The sequence below is a fragment of the Dietzia sp. ANT_WB102 genome (genome assembly GCF_008369165.1).
Classification (GTDB): Bacteria; Actinomycetota; Actinomycetes; order Mycobacteriales; family Mycobacteriaceae; genus Dietzia.
Genome location: NZ_VOBA01000002.1, coordinates 576,434 through 595,644 on the forward strand (window position 1 = coordinate 576,434; position 19,211 = coordinate 595,644).

Genomic DNA, 19,211 nt, shown 5'->3' on the forward strand with positions numbered 1-19,211 from the left:
AAGACCGATCATGCCGAAGATGAAGACCCACAAGGGCACCGCCAAGCGCTTCCGCCAGACCGGGACCGGCAAGCTGGTGCGTCAGCAGGCCAACCGCCGCCACATCATGGAGAAGAAGCCCACCAAGCGCACCCGTCGACTCGACGGCCGCACGGACGTCGCCCCGGCCGACGTGCCCCGCATCAAGCGGCTCCTCGGGCTCTGAGCCCTCCTAGCTTCGAAGAACTTTCCGACCGTCGGCAGGCGGTCGACCCAGACCAGTGAGGATTGACCAGTGGCACGCGTGAAGAGGGCCGTCAACGCCCAAAAGAAGCGTCGGACCGTACTCGAGTCCACCAAGGGCTACCGGGGGCAGCGTTCGCGGCTGTACCGCAAGGCCAAGGAGCAGATGCTCCACTCGATGACCTACAGCTACCGCGATCGTCGTGCGCGCAAGGGCGACTTCCGCAAGCTGTGGATCTCCCGGATCAATGCCGCGGCCCGCGCCAACGACATGACCTACAACCGCTTCGTCCAGGGCCTCAAGCTCGCGGGCGTCGAGGTCGACCGCAAGGTCCTCGCCGACCTCGCCGTCACTGACCCGGCCGCCTTCACGGCGTTGGTCGAGGTCGCGCGCAAGGCACTGCCGGCTGACGTCAACGCGCCGGCTGCCTGATACGCCCGAATGTGACGAATACTTCGCCCCTGCAGGGCACGGGACGACCCGCGGATCCGTTCACCGAACGGACCCCGCGGGTCGTTTCCGCATCCAAACTCCACCGCAGCGCCGCCAGGCGTAAGTCCGGCCGTTTCCTCGCCGAAGGCACCAATTCCGTCGAGGCCGCACTGGCCACCGGCGCAGCGGTCGAGGTCTTCTGCACCGAGGAGGCCCTCGATCGATTCGCTGACCTCCTCGACGTCGCCCGGTCCTCCGGCGTGCAGGTGTCCGTGGCGACAGCGCGGGCCCTCCGAGGTCTGTCGGACACGGTCACCCCGACCGGGATCGTCGCGGTGTGCCGCACGGTAGTGCACACCGCCGCTGCGGGTATGGACACCGGCGGTGCGGCACGGACACCCCGGTTGGTCGCCGTCGGTCAGGCGCTGGCCGAACCCGGCAACGTGGGCACACTGGTCCGGGTTTCGGACGCACTCGGCGCCGACGAGGTCTGGCTCACCGGCGGAGGGGTCGATCCGGAGAATCCCAAGGCCGTCCGCGCATCGGCGGGCAGTCTGTTCCACCTCCCGGTCGTGCGAGGGATCCCGGAGAGTGACCTCATGGACCACGCGCACAGGCTAGGTCTCCAGGTGGCGGTCGCAGACGCCGACGGTGAGGTGGACATCGAGCGAGCGGACGAGCTACTCGCCCACCCGACCGCGTGGGTCTTCGGCAACGAGGCCCACGGCATACCAGACCACCTCGCTGACGCCGCTGACCTGCGCGTCCGCATCCCCATCCGCGGAAGGGCCGAGAGCCTGAACATCGTGACTGCTGCCTCCATCTGCCTCCATACGAGCGCCCGGCTCCTGGCGGGATCATGACCGCCACCCTCACCGCCCGCGGAGTCGGCGCCACCCGCGGCGCGCGGACATTGTTCGACGGGCTCGACCTCGTCGTCGCACCGGGGGACGTCTGGGGTCTTACCGGGCCCAACGGTGCCGGCAAATCCACGCTGCTCCACGCTCTCGCCGGGGACCCCGTCGCCGAGATGACCGGGCACGTCCTCGTCAGCCCGCCGGACGCCACGGTTGGTCTCCTGCGGCAGGAGGTGGAGCGCGACGACGATGAAGTGGTCCGCGGCTTTCTCCACCGCGTCACCGGTGTCGCCGACGCGCTGGCGCGGATGGACGCCCTGGCGCAGCAGATGGCGGAATCCGAGGCTGCCGCGGAGGCGTATGGCGACGCCCTGGAGCGGTGGTTGGCGCTCGGAGGCGGCGATCTCGACGAGCGGATCCCCGTGACCGCGACACGGCTAGGGCTCGACGACGCGGTGTTGGGCCTTCCGATGTCCGCGCTGTCGGGAGGGCAAGCCGCTCGCGTGAACCTCGCAGCTGTGCTGCTCAGCCAGTACGACATCCTGCTGCTGGACGAACCCACCAACGACCTGGATCTGGCGGGACTGGCCGTCCTGGAGGAGTTCATGGCGGCCGAACGGCGCCCGATGGTGGTGGTCAGCCATGATCGAGAGTTCCTGGCCAGGTGCGTGACCGGCATCGTCGAGTTGGACTCCGCCCAGCGCCAGATCGCCGTGTTCGACGGCGGGTACGAGGCATACCTCGCCGAGCGTGCGCTGGCACGGCAACGCGCACGTGACGCCTACGAGCAGTACTCGGGACGGGTGGATCAGCTCAAGGAACGCGTTCAGACGCAGAAGACCTGGTTGGACAAGGGCGTGCGCAACACCATGCGCAAGTCCGGCGGCAAAGACGCCGAGCGCGACAAGCACATCAGAAACCGGGCGGGCCAGCGGTCCGAGAAGCAGGCCGCCAAGATTTCCCAGTCCGAGCGGGCGATGGAGCGACTCGAGGTGGTCGAGGAACCGCGCAAGGAATGGGAACTGCAGATGGAGATCGCGGCAGCACCCCGGTCCGGTTCCGTTGTTGCGGTACTTGCCGATGCCATCGTCCGCCGAGGCGACTTCGTCCTGGGCCCCGTCACCCTGCAGGTCGACGCCGGCGACCGGATCCTCATCAGCGGATCCAACGGTTCCGGCAAATCCACGCTCCTCGGTGCCATCACTGGTGAGCGTCCCGTTGACTCGGGTCGCGCGAGCAGCGGTTCTGGGGTTCTACCCGGCACGGTGGACCAGGCACGCTCGGAGTTCGGCGGACCTGACCCGCTGCTGGACACGTTCTGTGTGGCCGCCGACCCGGCGGGACTGGATCCCACCGCGGCCCGCACGTTGCTGGCCAAGTTCGGGCTCGGGGGCGAGCACGTCTCGCGCGCGTGCGCGTCGCTCTCGCCGGGAGAGCGGACCCGGGCGGCCCTCGCACTGTTGCAACAGCGCGGGGTCAATCTGCTGGTGCTCGACGAGCCGACCAACCACCTCGACCTGCCGGCCATCGAGCAGCTCGAGCAGGCTGTGGACGCGTTCGACGGAACCATCTTGCTCATCACCCACGATCGCCGGATGCGGGATGCGTTCCGCGCGACCCGCGAACTGCTGGTCGACGCCGGATCGGTGCGGGAGCGGCGCTGACCGCGGACTAGCCAGATCAGCGCCGGGGGGCGCGGGGGAGGGGCCAGTGATCGACTAGTCTGGGGCGTCGAGGTGGCTCGGTCGCGAAGACCGGCGTGACGGGGAGGACGAGGGCACTGGTGAGTGAAGACACAGGCGCGGGCGAGGTCCGGATCGACGAGGAGTCGCTGGCACGGTACGCCGCGGACGCAGAGGCCGCGTTCGCCGCTGCCGCCGACCTCGAGGCGCTGGCCGCAGCCAAGACAGCACACCTCGGTGACCGCAGCCCGATCGCACTGGGCCGTCGAGGCCTCGGAGCCCTGCCCAAAGAGCAGAAGGCGTCGGCAGGCAAGGCAGTCAACGTGGCACGTGGCCGGGTGCAGCAGGCCTACGACACCCGCCTGGCAGACCTCCAGGCCGAGCGTGACGCCGCGGTACTCGTGGCCGAGACCCTCGATCTGACAGTCCCGTCGGGGCGGGCGCCGGTGGGTGCCCAGCATCCCATCACGATCATCACCGAGCAGGTCTCGGACGTGTTCGTCGCCATGGGCTGGGAGATCACGGAGGGGCCGGAGGTAGAGGCCGAGCACTACAACTTCGACGCTCTGAACTTCCTGCCCGACCACCCCGCGCGCACGCTTCAGGACACCTTCCATATCGCGCCCGAAGGCAGCCGTCAGGTGCTGCGCACCCACACTTCCCCGGTGCAGATCCGCACCATGCTCGACCGGGAGCCGCCGATCTACGTGGCCTGCCCGGGCCGGACGTTCCGCACGGACGAGCTTGACGCCACCCACACCCCGGTGTTCCACCAGGTCGAGGGATTGGCGATCGACAAGGGGCTGACCATGGCGCACCTGCGCGGGGCGCTCGACGCGTTTGCACGCGCCCTGTTCGGTCCGGAGACCCGTACCCGCATGCGGCCCAACTACTTCCCCTTCACCGAGCCGTCCGCCGAGGTCGACGTGTGGTTCCCGCGCAAGAAGGGCGGTGCCGGCTGGGTCGAGTGGGGCGGCTGCGGAATGGTGCATCCCAACGTGCTCACGGCCTGCGGCATTGACCCCGAGGAGTGCTCGGGCTTCGCGTTCGGCATGGGTCTGGAACGCACCCTGCAATTCCGCAACGGTCTGTCCGACATGCGGGACATGGTCGAGGGGGACGTGCGGTTCTCCGTGCCCTTCGGCATCCGTTCCTGATCCGCCGTACCCACTCCCACCCCAGAAGACGAAGGACCCCACAGTGCGAATTGCGCAGTCCTGGCTGACCGAGATCCTGCAGCGGGCCAATGACGGTTGGTCCGTGAGCCCCGCCGAGCTCGACGCCGGTTTCGTGCGCGTCGGCCTCGAGGTGGAGGGCGAGCCGGAGCAGCTGCCCGAGATCGCCGGCCCGCTCACCATCGGTCGGGTCAGCAGCATCGAGGAGCTGGAGGGCTTCAAGAAGCCCATACGCTTCTGCCTGGTCGACGTTGGGGCCGACGAGCTGCAGCAGATCGTGTGCGGAGCCCGGAACTTCACGGAAGGTGATCTGGTCGTCGTTGCGCTACCGGGCACCGTCCTGCCGGGCGGGTTCGAGATCGGCAAGCGCAAGACCTACGGCAAGCCGAGTGAGGGCATGATCTGCTCGGCCTCCGAGCTGGGGATCGGTTCCGACCACAGCGGAATTATCGTCCTCGCTGAGGGCACCGCCGATCCCGGGGACCCGGCCGCGCCCGTGCTGGCCGCCGGAGCCGGCGAGCGGGACACGGTGATCGAACTCAATGTGACCCCGGACCGCGGCTACTGCCTGTCGGCGCGAGGGCTGGCCCGCGAACTCGCGTGCGGCTTCGATCTGGACTTCGCGGACCCTGCGGTCGAGCTCGGACTCCCGTCGGAGAAGGAGACCTGGCCACTCGAGGTGACGGAGGAGTCCGGCGCGCAGCGGTTCGCTCTGCGCCGCGTCACCGGGGTCGATCCGACCGCGCGAACGCCGTGGTGGATGGCGCGCCGTCTGCTGCTCTCCGGCGTGCGTCCGATCTCGCCGGCCGTCGACGTCACGAACTACGTCATGCTCGAGCTGGGCCACCCGATGCACGCGTTCGACGCAGCGCGCCTGCAGGGTGGACTCACCGTCCGCCGGGCCCGCGCGGGGGAGACGCTCACCACTCTCGACGACGTCGAGCGGAAGCTCGACCCCGAGGACGTGGTGATCTGCGACGACCGTGGCCCGATCTCGATGGCCGGTGTCATGGGCGGCGCCAGCACCGAGGTGTCTGACCAGACCACCGACGTTCTGCTGGAGGCCGCCGTGTGGGACACCCTCGCGGTGTTCCGGACCATCCGCCGGCACAAGCTCCCCAGCGAGGCCGGCAAGCGCTACGAGCGTGGGGTCGACGCGGCGGCGTCGATCGCGGCCCTCGACCGTGCGGCCACGCTGCTCGCCGAGATCACCGGCGGCACCGTGGAACCCTCGCTCACCGACGTCGGCTCGGCGCCCACTATGCCGACCATCGCGTTCGATCCCGAACGGCCGTCCCGCGTGGCGGGGGTCGCGTACCCGACTGGCACAGCACGCAGGCGGCTGGAGCAGATCGGCTGTGCCGTCGCTGGTGACGATGCGGTGCTGCTCGAGGTGACCCCTCCTGCATGGCGTCCCGACCTGACTCTCCCGGCGGATCTGGTCGAGGAGGTGCTGCGATTGGAAGGTCTGGAGAATATCCCCTCGGTGTTGCCCACCGCGCCCGCCGGCCGCGGGCTCACCCCGGCCCAGCGCGGTCGGCGCGCTGTGGGTCACGCCTTGGCCGCGGCCGGGCATGTGGAGGTCCTGACGTCCCCGTTCTGTGACCCGTCGGTGTTCGACTTGATGGGACTGGACGACGACGACGAGCGCCGCGGCACCATGTCCGTGGTCAATCCCCTCGAGAGCGACAAGGCGCATCTGGCGACCACGCTGCTCCCCTCACTGGTCGAGATCGCCCGGCGCAATATCACGCGCGGCGCACGCGACCTGGCGCTGTTCTCGGTCGCGCAGGTGGCGTTCCGGACTCCGACCACGTCGGGGGTGGAGATGCTGCCCGTCGACCGCGAGCCCACTCCGCAGGAGCGGGAACGGCTGGCGGCGTCACTGCCCGCGCAGCCACTCCACGTGGCGGCTCTCTTCACCGGTAAGCGAGTGTCTGCAGGACACTTCGGACCCGGCCGGGAAGCCGACTCGCTCGATGCGGTGGAGGCGGCCCGGATCGTCGGACGGGCTCTCGGCGCGGAGGTCGAGGTGCGGGCGGCGGAGTACGCGCCGTGGCATCCGGGCCGCTGCGTGGAAGTGCTTGTCCGCGCCGCCGTGACAGGCGTTCCGGGGGCAGACGCTGTTGAGGGAGACGATGTGGTGGTCGGCCACGCCGGCGAGCTGCACCCGGCGGCGTGTGAGCGGCTCGGACTGCCGGCCCGCGCGTGCGCCGTCGAGCTGGACCTCACCGCCATCGGCGCCCGGGAGGTGCTGCCCGCCCCGAGCATCTCGGCCTACCCGGCCGTGAACCAGGACGTCGCGCTCGTCGTGGACGCCTCGGTGCCCGCCGCGGAGGTCGAGGGGGCCCTGCGTGCGGGCGGTGGGGAACTACTCGAGAGCGTGCGCCTTTTCGACGTCTACACCGGAGCCCAACTCGGGGAAGGGCGCAAGTCGCTGGCGTATGCACTGACCTTCCGTGCCGACGATCGCACGCTCACCGAGGACGAGGCGAGCGGGTGGCGCACGGCGGCGGTCGAGGCGGCGGCAAAGGCAGTGGGGGCGAGCCTGCGTGCCTGACTACGAGCGCCTGGCCGGGACACGGGTTCCGCGGGTCCTGTGCATCGCGGGCACCGACCCGTCCGGTGGGGCGGGCATGCTCGCGGATACCAAGACGATCGCCGCGATGGGCGGGTACGGGATGGGCGCGGTCACCGCGGTCACCGTCCAGAACACGGTCGGAGTGACCGGCGTGCACCCTGTGCCCGTCGACACCGTCATCGCCCAGCTCGACGCCGTGGCGGACGATGTGACGATCGACGCCGTCAAGATCGGCATGCTCGGAGAAGCTGGGCTCGTGGAGGCGGTGGGTGAGTGGCTTCGTCGTCGTCGTCCTCCCCACGTCGTGCTCGACCCGGTCATGGTCGCCACCACCGGTGGACGGCTCGCCAGCGAGGGTGCGGCGCGCATGCTGCGAGACCTCGTCCCGCTCGCCGATCTGGTGACGCCCAATGTTGACGAGCTCGCGGTGTTGTGTGGCGGCGAGCCCGCGGAGCACATCGAGACCATCGTCGGGCAGGCCGAACTCGTGCACGAGCAGACCGGCTGCGCGGTACTCGCCACGACCGGCGACTTGGAGGACGGTAGTGCGGAGGACGTGCTGGTGGAGTCGGAGGGGAACCGGCGCGTGACGCTGCGTCTGCCGTTCATCCGCGTCGACACGCCGCATACCCACGGCACCGGCTGCTCGCTCTCCTCGGCGCTGGCCACCGCGAGGGTCGGGACGCAGGACTGGGAGGCGGCGTACCGCCGTGTCCGCCCGTGGATCGACGGGGCCCTGCATGGCGGATTGACACTGGATGTGGGCCGCGGTTCGGGACCCCTCGACCACACGTGGTTCCTGCACCGCTGACCTGGTACGACACTCCTCGGCTCACTGCTGGTGTCGCACACCTGTGCGACTATCGGTTCCGCATGACGGCCGAGACGATCAGGAGCAGACAGTGAATACCACCCATAACACTTCCGAGAACACGTCCCACGCCACCTCGTGGGGCGGAGGCGATACCGTCGGGCAGCCCTCGGCGGAGAAGACGTTAGAGAGAGTCCGCAAACTTTTCGCCAAAGCCGAGAGCGTGGCCGGTACGCCGGAGGCGGAGGTCCTGCTCGAGCGGGCGTACGCGCTGCTCGCCAAGTACGGCGTCGACGAGGCGCTGGCGCGAACCGGGCCGGATGTCACCGTCGCCGAGGTAGCGGTCCTCGACCACGTGATCTCCGGCCGATATCAACCTGATCAGGTGGGGCTGATTGCAGCCCTCTCCGCCGCCATGCACTGTCGCGCGGTGACTTCCGCTCGCGGGGACGGCACCCGCGTCGTGCACATCGTGGGGGTTCGACGCCACGTGGAGCGGGTGGGCATGCTCGCGGGCGCTCTCACCGGGGTCATGCTCGCCGCTGCGGCCCGCCAGCGGCCCGCACCGGGCGTCTCCGCCGTGACACACCGCAAGTCGTTCATGACCGGGTTCGCGTTCGAGGTGGGTAGGAGGCTGGAGGCCGCCGAGCGGGGCGCTGTCGCGGAGAGTCGGGACGCCGCGGGCGCGGGGCTCGTCCTGCGTTCGGATTCGCAACGCGCGGATGCCGAACTTCGCCGCCGGTTCCCGACCGCCGTCCGTGGCGCCCGCAGGCGGGTCGGCACGTCCGGGATCGAGGAGGGGCGCCGGGTCGGCGGCTCGGTGGACCTCGGCCAGCGCCGCTTCTCGGGTGGTCGTCGACAGCTCGGGGCCTGAGGACGAACCGCGAAGCGGTGCGCGTCTGCGGTGGGCCGCCGGCGTCCAGCCCCGGAGATGCAAAAGATTGCAAACTCATGCATACTCGTGCGTATGGCAATCAAGGTCGCGGTCGCAGGTGCTTCAGGTTACGCGGGCGGGGAGTTCCTCCGCCTCCTGCTGGGGCACCCCTCCTTCGTGGAGGGTGAGTTGGAGATCGGCACTCTCGCCGCCGGGTCGAACGCCGGTCAAGCGCTGCGGGAGCATCACCCGCACCTGCTGCCCCTCGCCGACCGAGTCCTGGCCGAGACCGGACCGGACACCCTGGCGGGCCACGACGTCGTTGTCCTGGGCCTGCCCCACGGGCATTCCGCAGCCATCGCAGAGCAGCTGGGACCGGAGGTCCTCGTCGTCGACCTAGGTGCGGACTTCCGACTGTCCGACGCCGAGGACTGGTCGGCGTACTACGGCTCCGACCACGCCGGCACTTGGCCGTACGGCCTCCCCGAGCTCCCCGGGGCGCGCGATGCCCTGCGGTCGACGCGCCGCATCGCCGTCCCGGGGTGTTTTCCCACCGGTGCCACACTCGCCCTGTTCCCGGCTGTCGCAGCCGGTCTGGTGGACCCCTCCGCCATCACGATTGTCTCCGTGACCGGTGCGTCGGGCGCCGGTAAGGCCGCCAAGGTCCCGATGCTCGCCTCCGAGGTCATGGGCTCGGCGAAGGCCTACGGTGTCACCACCCACCGGCACACGCCGGAGATCACCCAGAACCTCCGCGCCGTCACCGACGCGGAGGTGTCGGTGAGCTTCACCCCCGTCCTTGCGCCGATGGCCCGGGGCATCCTCACCACCGCCGTGGTTCCCACCACGGCCAGCGCCGAGCAGTTGCGGAAGGTCTACTCGGAGGCGTTCGACGACGAGCCGTTCGTCCACGTGTTGCCCGCGGGCGTGCAGCCGATGACCGCCTCGGTACTCGGATCCAACGCGGTGCAACTCGGCATCGAGGTGGACGAGCGCTCCGGGCGGGCGGTGTTCACGGCGGCGATCGACAACCTCGCCAAGGGCACGGCCGGCGGTGCGATCCAGTCGATGAACCTCGCGCTCGGCCTCCCCGAGACCGCCGGACTCAGCACGGTCGGCCTCGCGCCGTGATCGAGGAACCGCTCCCCGGGGCGACATCGGGCGGGCATGCCCACGGTCTGGAGATGTGGTGGGATCCGGTCGAGAACGACGCGATGTTCTGGGTCGCTCCCGCAGGGACGACCGCCACGCTGGACGTTCAGGGCGGCGGGGATGCCGTTGAACTCCAGTGGAGCACCCTTAGCGCCGAGGTCCCGTCGATCCGTGCCGTTGTGCTGCTCGATGGGCCAGGCTTCGGCGACCCCGGCGAGGACTTCATAGTTGTGCACTCCGTTGCCGAGGACACGGCTCGGTTCATCACTCTGCGCTCAGGAGTCCGCGCGGGCGCGATTGAGGTACTCGTCTTCCGTCCGGACGTCGATCATGCGCCGTGGCCCGAACCCACTCCGACCAGCGGTGGAGCAGAGCTTCAATTCCGCCATCGCGGCGGTGCCGATGTCCACGTGACCCTGACTCTGCCAACGTCAACGCTGACCACTACGCCCGGAGAGAAATGACATGACCACAGTGATGAACGATGGTTCGACTGAACTGACACCGTTCGTCCGCGCGCGCGTGCTCGCAGAGGCACTGCCGTGGCTACAGAAGTTCCACGACAAGATCGTCGTGGTCAAGTACGGCGGCAACGCGATGGTGGACGATGACCTCAAGGCCGCCTTCGCGGCGGACATGGTGTTCCTGCGCACCTGCGGCCTCAAGCCCGTCGTGGTCCACGGCGGGGGCCCGCAGATCACCTCGATGCTCGGCCGTCTGGGGATGGAGGGCGAATTCCGCGGCGGCTTCCGCGTGACGACCCCCGAGGTGATGGACGTCGTCCGCATGGTGTTGTTCGGCCAGGTCGGACGCGAACTCGTCGGTCTGATCAACGCGCACGGCCCCTACGCGGTCGGGATCTCCGGCGAGGACGCGGGCCTGTTCACCGCGGTCCGCCGGACGGCAATAGTCGATGGCGAACCGACCGACATCGGTCTGGTCGGCGACGTGGAAGCGGTCGACCCGCGGGCGGTCCTCGACCTCATCGAGGCCGGCCGGATCCCGGTGGTGTCAACGATCGCGCCCGACACAGACGGCACCGTGCACAACATCAATGCTGACTCGGCGGCCGGCGCACTCGCTGCGGCGCTGGGAGCGGAGAAGTTGATCATCCTCACAGACGTGGAGGGGCTGTACACCGATTGGCCGGACCGTTCATCTCTCGTGACCCACCTCGGTACCGAGCCCCTCGAGCGGCTCTTGCCCTCGCTCGAGAGTGGGATGGTCCCCAAGATGGAGGCCTGCCTGCGTGCGGTGCAGGGTGGGGTACATGCCGCGCACGTCATCGACGGACGCGTCGAACACTCCGTGTTGCTCGAGATTCTCACCGAAGGGGGCATCGGGACGATGGTCACCGAGGGCAACCACGAAACCCGGTCACCAGTAGGAGCCGACAAGTGAACAACATGGACACCTCCACTCTCACCTCACGGTGGGACACCGCACTCATGCGCAATTACGGCACGCCGCCGCTCGAGTTGGTCTCGGGCAGCGGCGCGACCCTCACGGCGTCCGACGGTCGTGAGTACCTCGACCTCCTCGGCGGGATCGCCGTGAACTCGCTCGGCCACGCCCACCCGGCTGTTATCGATGCGGTCAGTCGTCAGGTCGCCGAGCTCGGGCACGTGTCCAACCTGTATGTCCACCCCAGAGTGGTCGAGTTGGCCGAGCGCCTCGAGTCCCTGTTGGCCGTGGACCAACCGGTGCGCTCGTTCTTTTGCAACTCGGGTACCGAGGCCAACGAAGCCGCGTTCAAGATCGCCCGGAGGACGGGCCGCCCGCGCATCCTGGCCGCGGAGAACGGCTTCCACGGCCGGACGATGGGGGCGCTGGCGATGACTGGTCAACCAGCCAAACGCGCACCGTTCGAACCGATGCCCGCCGGCGTCGAGTTCTTCCCGTACGGCGACATCGACGCCCTGACCACACTCGTGGAGAGCGCTCCGGACGACACGGCCGCCGTGATCATCGAGCCACTCCAGGGCGAGGGCGGCGTCGTCGAACCACCGGAGAGCTTCCTCTCCGACGTCCGTGCCCTCTGCACTGAGCACGGCGTCCTCATGATCGTCGACGAGGTCCAGACGGGCATCGCCCGGACCGGCACGATGTTCGCCTCCCGCAAGGCCGGGGTCGTGCCCGACGTGATCACCCTGGCAAAAGGCCTCGGCGGTGGCCTGCCGATCGGAGCGTGCCTCGGCATCGGCGCCGCGGGCGACCTGCTCACCGCGGGACAGCACGGCACCACCTTCGGCGGGAACCCGATCTCGTGCGCCGCGGCTCTCGCAGTGCTCGACACGCTCGAATCAGAGGATCTCGTCGCGCACGTCGACCGCCTGGGCAAGATCATCGCGGCCGAGATCGAGTGCGTCGACCACCCGCTGGTCGACCACGTACGCGGTCAGGGTCTGTTGCTCGGCGTAGTGCTCACCGCTCCGGTCGCGAAGGCCGTCGAGGAGGCGGCGCGGGGGGCCGGCTACCTGGTCGGCGCCACCACCGTGGACGTCGTCCGCCTCGCCCCACCGCTCATCCTCACCGAACAACAGGTCGCCGAGTTCGTCTCCGCACTGCCCGGAATCCTCGACACCGTAGCCCAGAAGGAGTCCTCGTCATGACCGGTCCGGCCGCGGCCTCGTCGACCACCGCGACAGCGTCACCCCCCGCGGTTCGCCACTTCTTGCGCGATGACGACCTCAGCCCCCGGGAGCAGGCCGAGGTGCTCGACCTCGGACTGAAGCTCAAGGCCGCGCCGTTCTCCTTTCGCCCACTGGAAGGTCCCCGTTCGGTCGCGGTCATCTTCGACAAGACGTCCACCCGGACCCGGTTCTCCTTCGACGCTGGGATCGCGCAACTCGGTGGGAACGCCATCGTGGTCGAGTCGGGCTCCACGCAGATGGGCAAGGGCGAGACCCTCTCCGACACCGCCCGGGTGATGTCACGCTACGTCGAGGCGATCGTCTGGCGCACCTACTCCCAGGACGGTCTCGTCGAACTCGCCGCACACTCGGACGTTCCCGTCGTCAACGCCCTGAGTGACGAGTTCCATCCCTGCCAGATACTTGCCGATCTGCTCACCATCCGTGAGAGCTTCGGCCGCACCGCGGGCCTTCGGGCGGTGTACCTGGGGGACGGGGCCAACAACATGGGGCACTCCTACCTCCTCGGGTTCGTCACCGCTGGCATGCACATCACGATCGCCGCCCCCAGGGGGTACCAGCCCACTGGGGAGGTGGTCGCCGATGCCGAGCGGATCGCGACCGAAACCGGCGGTTCGGTGACCATCACGACCGACCTCGACTCGGCCGTGGAGGGCGCTGATGTCCTGATCACCGACACGTGGGTGTCCATGGGCATGGAGGACGCCGCAGCCGAGCGGCTGCGGGATCTGGCGGATTATCAGCTGAGCCAGGGGGCCGTGGACCGGGCCTCGGACGACGTGATCGTTCTGCACTGTCTGCCTGCCTACCGGGGCAAGGAGATCACCGCCGAGGTGATCGACGGTCCGCGCAGCCGAGTGTTCGACGAGGCCGAGAACCGTCTCCACGCCCAGAAAGCACTGCTCGTCTGGCTTCTGGAGCAATCGTGACTGCCGTTGGCTCGGTCAGCCGTACGGCCCGGCACGCACGGATCGTGGAGATCCTGCGCCGCCGCCCGGTGCGCAGTCAGACAGAGCTCGCCGAGGCGTTGGCTCAGGAGGGCATCGCGGTCGCGGTGGCCACTCTCAGCCGCGACCTCGACGAGCTGGGGGCCGTCAAGCTCCGCGCGGCTGACGGCGGCGCAGGGCGTTACGTGATCCCCGAGGACGGCAGCCACGTTCCCGGGATTCCCGGAGGCACCGATCGTCTGGGAAAGCTACTTGCCGACCTCCTCGTCTCGGCCGACCACAGCGGGAACATCGCCGTTCTGCGGACGCCTCCCGGGGCGGCCAACTTCCTCGCCAGTGCGATCGACCGGGCGAACCCGGACGACGTCGTCGGCACGATTGCGGGGGATGACACCATATTCGTGATGGCCCGCGAACCAGTCACCGGAGCTGAGCTCGCGGATCGACTGTCCGGGCTGGCGCGGCGCCAGCTCTGACCGGCCCGCACACCGACACACCCCTAGAAACAGACCCCACACCCCAAGGAGAACACCATGTCCGATCGCGTCGTCCTCGCCTACTCCGGCGGACTCGATACCTCTGTCGCCATCAGCTGGATCGGTAAGGAGACCGGCGCCGAGGTCGTCGCCGTGGCCATCGACCTGGGCCAGGGCGGTGAAGATATGGATACCGTCCGGCAGCGCGCACTCGACTGTGGTGCCGTGGAATCGGTGGTCGTTGATGCCCGCGATGAGTTCGCGGAGGAGTACTGCGCGCCCACGATCAAGGCCAACGGCCTGTACATGCGTGAGTACCCGCTGGTCTCCGCGATTTCCCGTCCACTCATCGTCAAGCACCTAGTCACGGCCGCCAAGATGCACGGCGGAACGTCCGTGGCACACGGCTGCACGGGTAAGGGCAACGACCAGGTCCGTTTTGAGGTCGGTTTCGGCGCCCTGGCGCCTGACCTCGACGTGATCGCGCCTGTGCGGGACTACGCCTGGACACGTGAAAAGGCAATCGAGTTCGCCGAACAGAACGAGATCCCCATCAACGTCACCAAGAAGTCGCCGTTCTCCATCGACCAGAACGTCTGGGGTCGTGCCGTGGAAACGGGCTTCCTGGAGGACCTGTGGAACGCCCCGACCAAGGACGTCTACGACTACACCGAGGACCCCACGATCAATTTCGCAGCGCCCGATGAGGTCACGGTGACCTTCTCGCAGGGCGTGCCCGTCGCGATCGACGGCCGCCCCGTGAGCGTCCTCGAGGCGATCGAGGAACTCAACCGTCGTGGCGGCGCGCAGGGTGTCGGCCGTCTTGACATGGTCGAGGACCGGTTGGTGGGCATCAAGAGCCGCGAGGTGTATGAAGCGCCGGGCGCGATGATCCTCATCACCGCGCACAAGGCCCTCGAGGACGTCACGCTCGAGCGCGAGGTCGCTCGCTACAAGTCCGGCGTGTCGGACACCTGGTCCAATGCGGTCTACGACGGGCTGTGGTTCTCCCCCCTCAAGTACGCGCTGGACGCCTTCATCGACAACACCCAGGAGTACGTGTCGGGCGACATCCGGATGGTTCTGCACGGTGGCTCGATCACCGTCAACGGCCGTCGCTCCGACAAGTCGCTCTACGACTTCAACCTGGCCACCTACGACGAGGGGGACTCGTTCGACCAGAGTTACGCGAAGGGGTTCGTCAACCTCCACGGCCTGAGCTCGAAGATCGCTGCCAAGCGGGACCTCGGCCTGTGAGTGCGGGGCAGGACCATGCCAGCCGGCACGGCACGAATACGGGCGCACTGTGGGGCGGCCGCTTCGCCGGTGGGCCGACGGAGGCCATGGCCGCGTTGAGTAAGTCCACTCACTTCGACTGGGAGCTGGCCCCGTACGACATCCGGGCGTCCAAGGCGCACGCCCGGGTCCTCCACCGTGCGGGTCTGCTTACCGGGCCCGACCTGGACGCAATGCTCGACGGGTTGGATCGCCTCGCCGCGGATGTCGATTCCGGTGCTTACGTCCCGGCAGAGTCCGACGAGGACGTCCACGGCGCCCTCGAGCGCGGTCTGATCGAGCGGGTCGGCCCCGAGGTGGGCGGGCGCCTCCGTGCGGGCCGGTCGCGCAACGACCAAGTGGCCACCCTCTTCCGGATGTGGCTCCGCGATGCCGTGCGGGCGGTCGCGGCGGGGGTTCTCGACGTGATCGACGCGCTCGTCGGCCAGGCTGACGCCCACCCGGAGACAGTGATGCCGGGTAAGACCCACTTCCAGGCGGCCCAGCCGGTCCTCCTCGCACATCAGTTGCTGGCACACGCCCAGCCACTGCTTCGTGACCTCGACCGGATTCGTGACCTGGATCGCCGTCTGGCGGTGTCGCCTTACGGGTCGGGGGCGTTGGCGGGGTCGTCGCTCGGGTTGGACCCGGATGCGATCGCCGCCGAGCTGGGCTTCGACCGCGCGGCCGACAACTCGATCGACGCGACCAGCTCCCGCGATTTCGCTGCCGAGGCGTCGTACGTTCTCGCGCAGATCGCCGTCGACCTGTCTCGCCTCGCCGAGGAGATCATCGCGTGGTCGACGCCGGAGTTCGGCTACGTGACGTTGGCCGATGAGTGGTCGACGGGCAGCTCGATCATGCCGCAGAAGAAGAACCCGGACGTGGCCGAGCTGATGCGGGGAAAGACCGGTCGTCTGATAGGGAACCTGACGGGCTTGCTGGCGACGCTCAAGGCTCAGCCATTGGCCTACAACCGTGACCTGCAGGAGGACAAGGAACCGGTCTTCGATTCGGTGGCTCAGCTGGATCTGCTGCTGCCGGCTATGGCCGGACTCGTCGCCACGCTGGAATTCCATCCGGCGCGACTCGCCGAGCTCGCTCCGGCCGGGTTCACACTGGCCACTGATATCGCCGAGTGGATGGTCCGGCAGGGCGTTCCGTTCCGGGTCGCCCATGAGGCGGCGGGGGAGTGCGTGCGCGTGGCCGAAAAACGCGGCGTCGGGCTCGACGAGTTGGACGACGACGAGTTGGCCGCGGTGGACCCCGCGCTGACGCCGGCGGTACGTGAGGTCCTCACCGTTACCGGGTCGATCGCGTCGAGGAACGCACGGGGAGGCACTGCGGGGGACGCAGTGGCCGAGCAGCGCAGGCGCCTGGGCGAGATCCGCGATGAGTTCGCCGGCTGGGTAGGGTGAGCGCCATGTCCGTCATCGACGCACGTCTGCTCGAGATCCTCGCCTGCCCCGAGGACAAGGGGCCGCTCCTGCTTGTGGGATCGGAGACGTTGTACAACCCGCGCCTGCGCCGGGCCTACCGTATCGACGACGGCATCCCGGTACTGCTTGTCGACGAGTCCCGCCAGGTTGACGACGCCGAGCACGCGGACTTCGTCGCCCAGGCAGGTGGAGGCGCCGAAGGGTGAGCCCTCTGGACGACGGGGTGAGCCCCCTGGACGACCGGTCCGGGCCGGCGGGCAGCGTAGATGGAGACCGGTTCCGCGCAATGCTGCGGGCCGCCTCCCCGGATGTTGCGGCACGTGCTCTGCTCGGTGGAGTGCTGTCCCACGGTTCGGTCTCGGTACGGATTCTGGAGGTAGAGGCCTACGGGGGCCCGCCTGATTCCCACTTCCCCGATGCTGCCGCCCACACCTGGCGGGGCCCCACCCCCCGGAATCAGGTGATGTTCGGGGACGCCGGCCACCTGTACGTCTACCTGAGTCATGGGATCCACCAGTGCGTGAACATCACGTGTCGGCCAGCGGGGGAGGGTGGGGGCGTCCTGCTCAGGGCTGCGCGCGTCGAGGACGGGTACGAGTTGGTGGGCACCCGGAGGCCTGGCATAGGGACGGAGAGAGCAGCTCGCGGTCCCGGAAATCTCGGCAAGACGCTCGATATCGACTTGGCGATGCGAGGCATCGACGTGCTGGATCCGTCGTCGTCGGTGACCTTCCGACCGGAACCGGTCACCGTGGATCGCATCCGGTCCGGCCCCCGGGTCGGTGTCTCCCGTGAGGCGGACCGGCCGTGGCGATTTTGGGTAGCCGGCGCGCGGGAGGTCTCGGCTTACCGACGCAGCCCGCGGGCACCGCAGGTCACCCGCCCCGTGGTGGCCGGGCGCCGTGATGGGGGACAATGACAGTCGTGACCAACAACATCCTCGATGAACTGCAGTGGCGCGGGCTGATCGCCCAGTCGACCGACCTCGATGCTCTCCGATCGCATCTCGATGAGGGAGCGGTGTCGCTTTACTGTGGGTTCGACCCGACAGGCCCGAGCTTGCACGCCGGTCACCTCATCCCCCTGTTGACCCTGCGCCGATTCCAGTTGGCCGGACACCGTCCGATCGTGCTGGCTGGCGGCGCGACCGGCATGATAGGGGATCCCCGTGACGTGGGGGAGCGGGTCATGAACACATCCGACACCGTGGCGGAGTGGACCGAGCGGATAGCCGGCCAACTCGAACGGTTCGTCGACCTCACCGAGAGCACCACCGGGGCACGCGTAGTCAACAACATGCAGTGGACCGGGCATATGACCGTCATCGAGTTCCTCCGCGACGTCGGCAAGCACTTCTCCCTCAACACGATGCTGGGCCGCGACACTGTCAAGCGTCGCCTGGAAGGTGAGGGCATCTCGTTCACTGAGTTCTCTTACATGCTCCTGCAGGCGAACGACTTCGTGCAGCTGCGACGCAACATGGACTGCACGTTGCAGATCGGGGGTTCCGACCAGTGGGGCAACATCGTGGGCGGTGTTGATCTGAACCGCCGAATCGACGGGGAAGTCGTGCACGCGATGACGGTGCCCCTGGTGACCTCCTCGGATGGAAAAAAGTTCGGGAAGTCCACTGGCGGCGGGAGCCTCTGGCTCGATCCCGCGATGACGAGCCCTTACACGTGGTACCAGTACTTCCTCAACACCACCGACGCCGACGTGGTGCGTTACCTGCGGTGGTTCTCCTTCCTCGGGAAGGACGAGATCGACGAGCTTGAAGAACTGACACGGGAGAAGCCTCATCTGCGGTCGGCGCAGAAGCGACTCGCCGAGGAGATGACGACCCTGGTGCACGGAGTCGCAGCGACCGAGTCGGTCCAAGCCGCCGCGCAGGCACTTTTCGGTCGAGGCGAAATCTCCGGCCTTGACGAGGCCACCCTCGCGGCGGCGCTCGACGACGCCGGAACGGTTGAGGTCGGCCGAGAAGATCCCGCTACGATCGTCGATCTCCTGGCGGCCTCTGGTCTCTGCGAGAGCAAGGGCGCGGCACGTCGCGCGGTCGGAGAGGGCGGCGCGTACGTCAACAACGAGCGTGTCTCGGATCCGGAGTGGACACCGACGGCGGCTGACTTCCTTCACGGCTCATGGTTGGTACTGCGGCGTGGCAAGAAGAGCTTTGCCGGCGTCAGGGTCAACTGAGCCGCGAAGAGCGACGAAGGCGCCGGTGATCCCGGCGCCTTCGTGCTTTCAGTGGGTTCACCTGCGGGTTTGCGTTTCCATTCACGTCTGCGTAACTTATTGGACGTCGCCGAGAGCGGCCCGGGCCGAGAGGCCGGGGACGCCCAAGTGACAAGCTTCGGTAGCAGGAAGAGCAAGCCGGTTGGACACGGCAGGTTCGGACAGCTAAGGTGGAGAAGCTGCCCTCGAGAGAGTGCGACGATCCCGTTAGCAGGAAACCAGCCGGTTTCAGGATTGGCCGGTTGTGCTGCTACACTGGAGAAGTTGCCCTGAGTGGGTGGCGGAATGCCCCGCGAGCTGGTTGTCTTCGGATGGCTGGGGGTCGGTGTGTGGGTGTTGTTTGAGAACTCAACAGTGTGTTTTGTTTGTGATAGTGCCAAATTTTTTGTTTGGTTGCG

Annotated in this window: 19 protein-coding genes; all 19 read left to right on the top strand. The window is 68.3% G+C overall.

Annotated elements, in window-relative coordinates:
- Positions 1-10 precede the first annotated feature (10 nt).
- The 19 genes from rpmI to tyrS all read left to right on the top strand — a co-directional run bounded on the left by rpmI (position 11) and on the right by tyrS (position 18,774).
- Entirely contained in the window at positions 11-205 is a 195-nt protein-coding gene (rpmI, locus tag FQ137_RS14345) for a 50S ribosomal protein L35 (protein ID WP_149293257.1), read from the top strand.
- 69 nt (positions 206-274) lie between these two features.
- Positions 275-655: a 50S ribosomal protein L20 gene (gene rplT, locus FQ137_RS14350; protein ID WP_007630820.1), complete on the top strand. Its 381-nt coding sequence runs from the start codon at positions 275-277 to the stop codon at positions 653-655.
- 11 nt (positions 656-666) lie between these two features.
- A complete protein-coding gene (locus tag FQ137_RS14355; protein WP_255584386.1) occupies positions 667-1,518 on the top strand; it encodes an RNA methyltransferase in 852 nt (283 codons plus the stop codon).
- On the top strand, positions 1,515-3,176 hold the full coding sequence (locus FQ137_RS14360) for an ABC-F family ATP-binding cassette domain-containing protein (protein WP_149293258.1): 1,662 nt from the start codon (positions 1,515-1,517) through the stop codon (positions 3,174-3,176). The genes FQ137_RS14355 and FQ137_RS14360 overlap by 4 nt, the downstream gene beginning before the upstream one ends.
- A 119-nt stretch (positions 3,177-3,295) precedes the next feature.
- A complete protein-coding gene (gene pheS / locus FQ137_RS14365; RefSeq protein ID WP_149293259.1) occupies positions 3,296-4,351 on the top strand; it encodes a phenylalanine--tRNA ligase subunit alpha in 1,056 nt (351 codons plus the stop codon).
- 43 nt (positions 4,352-4,394) lie between these two features.
- Positions 4,395-6,929, top strand: coding sequence for a phenylalanine--tRNA ligase subunit beta (gene pheT / locus FQ137_RS14370; RefSeq protein WP_149293260.1), 2,535 nt, complete (start codon positions 4,395-4,397; stop codon positions 6,927-6,929).
- Positions 6,922-7,761: a bifunctional hydroxymethylpyrimidine kinase/phosphomethylpyrimidine kinase gene (gene thiD / locus FQ137_RS14375; protein WP_149293261.1), complete on the top strand. Its 840-nt coding sequence runs from the start codon at positions 6,922-6,924 to the stop codon at positions 7,759-7,761. Before pheT ends, thiD begins: the two co-directional genes overlap by 8 nt.
- A gap of 91 nt (positions 7,762-7,852) precedes the next feature.
- Positions 7,853-8,635 carry a DUF2786 domain-containing protein gene (locus FQ137_RS14380; RefSeq protein ID WP_149293262.1) on the top strand — a complete coding sequence of 261 codons (783 nt, stop codon included), beginning with the start codon at positions 7,853-7,855 and terminating at the stop codon, positions 8,633-8,635.
- A gap of 93 nt (positions 8,636-8,728) precedes the next feature.
- Positions 8,729-9,766 carry an N-acetyl-gamma-glutamyl-phosphate reductase gene (argC, locus tag FQ137_RS14385; RefSeq protein WP_149293263.1) on the top strand — a complete coding sequence of 346 codons (1,038 nt, stop codon included), beginning with the start codon at positions 8,729-8,731 and terminating at the stop codon, positions 9,764-9,766.
- Positions 9,763-10,251 (top strand): hypothetical protein, encoded by a 489-nt coding sequence (locus FQ137_RS14390; RefSeq protein ID WP_149293264.1) that lies wholly within the window; start codon positions 9,763-9,765, stop codon positions 10,249-10,251. The genes argC and FQ137_RS14390 overlap by 4 nt, the downstream gene beginning before the upstream one ends.
- Position 10,252: 1 nt before the next feature.
- Positions 10,253-11,188, top strand: a complete 936-nt coding sequence (argB, locus tag FQ137_RS14395; protein ID WP_188065053.1) for an acetylglutamate kinase — start codon at positions 10,253-10,255, stop codon at positions 11,186-11,188.
- Between the two features lie 5 nt (positions 11,189-11,193).
- The gene (locus FQ137_RS14400) at positions 11,194-12,399 is read left to right on the top strand and encodes an acetylornithine transaminase (RefSeq protein WP_149293334.1); all 1,206 of its coding nucleotides are present in this window, start codon (positions 11,194-11,196) and stop codon (positions 12,397-12,399) included.
- Positions 12,396-13,370 (top strand): ornithine carbamoyltransferase, encoded by a 975-nt coding sequence (argF, locus tag FQ137_RS14405; protein WP_149293265.1) that lies wholly within the window; start codon positions 12,396-12,398, stop codon positions 13,368-13,370. Before FQ137_RS14400 ends, argF begins: the two co-directional genes overlap by 4 nt.
- Positions 13,367-13,864 (top strand): arginine repressor, encoded by a 498-nt coding sequence (locus tag FQ137_RS14410; protein ID WP_149293266.1) that lies wholly within the window; start codon positions 13,367-13,369, stop codon positions 13,862-13,864. Before argF ends, FQ137_RS14410 begins: the two co-directional genes overlap by 4 nt.
- 57 nt (positions 13,865-13,921) lie before the next feature.
- Positions 13,922-15,121 (top strand): argininosuccinate synthase, encoded by a 1,200-nt coding sequence (locus FQ137_RS14415; RefSeq protein WP_149293267.1) that lies wholly within the window; start codon positions 13,922-13,924, stop codon positions 15,119-15,121.
- The gene (argH, locus tag FQ137_RS14420) at positions 15,118-16,557 is read left to right on the top strand and encodes an argininosuccinate lyase (protein WP_149293268.1); all 1,440 of its coding nucleotides are present in this window, start codon (positions 15,118-15,120) and stop codon (positions 16,555-16,557) included. Before FQ137_RS14415 ends, argH begins: the two co-directional genes overlap by 4 nt.
- A gap of 5 nt (positions 16,558-16,562) precedes the next feature.
- A complete protein-coding gene (locus FQ137_RS14425) occupies positions 16,563-16,784 on the top strand; it encodes a Trm112 family protein (protein WP_149293269.1) in 222 nt (73 codons plus the stop codon).
- An 80-nt stretch (positions 16,785-16,864) separates the two neighbouring features.
- The gene (locus FQ137_RS14430; RefSeq protein ID WP_149293335.1) at positions 16,865-17,497 is read left to right on the top strand and encodes a DNA-3-methyladenine glycosylase; all 633 of its coding nucleotides are present in this window, start codon (positions 16,865-16,867) and stop codon (positions 17,495-17,497) included.
- Between the two features lie 5 nt (positions 17,498-17,502).
- Positions 17,503-18,774, top strand: coding sequence for a tyrosine--tRNA ligase (gene tyrS, locus FQ137_RS14435; RefSeq protein ID WP_149293270.1), 1,272 nt, complete (start codon positions 17,503-17,505; stop codon positions 18,772-18,774).
- The last annotated feature ends 437 nt before the right edge of the window (positions 18,775-19,211 follow it).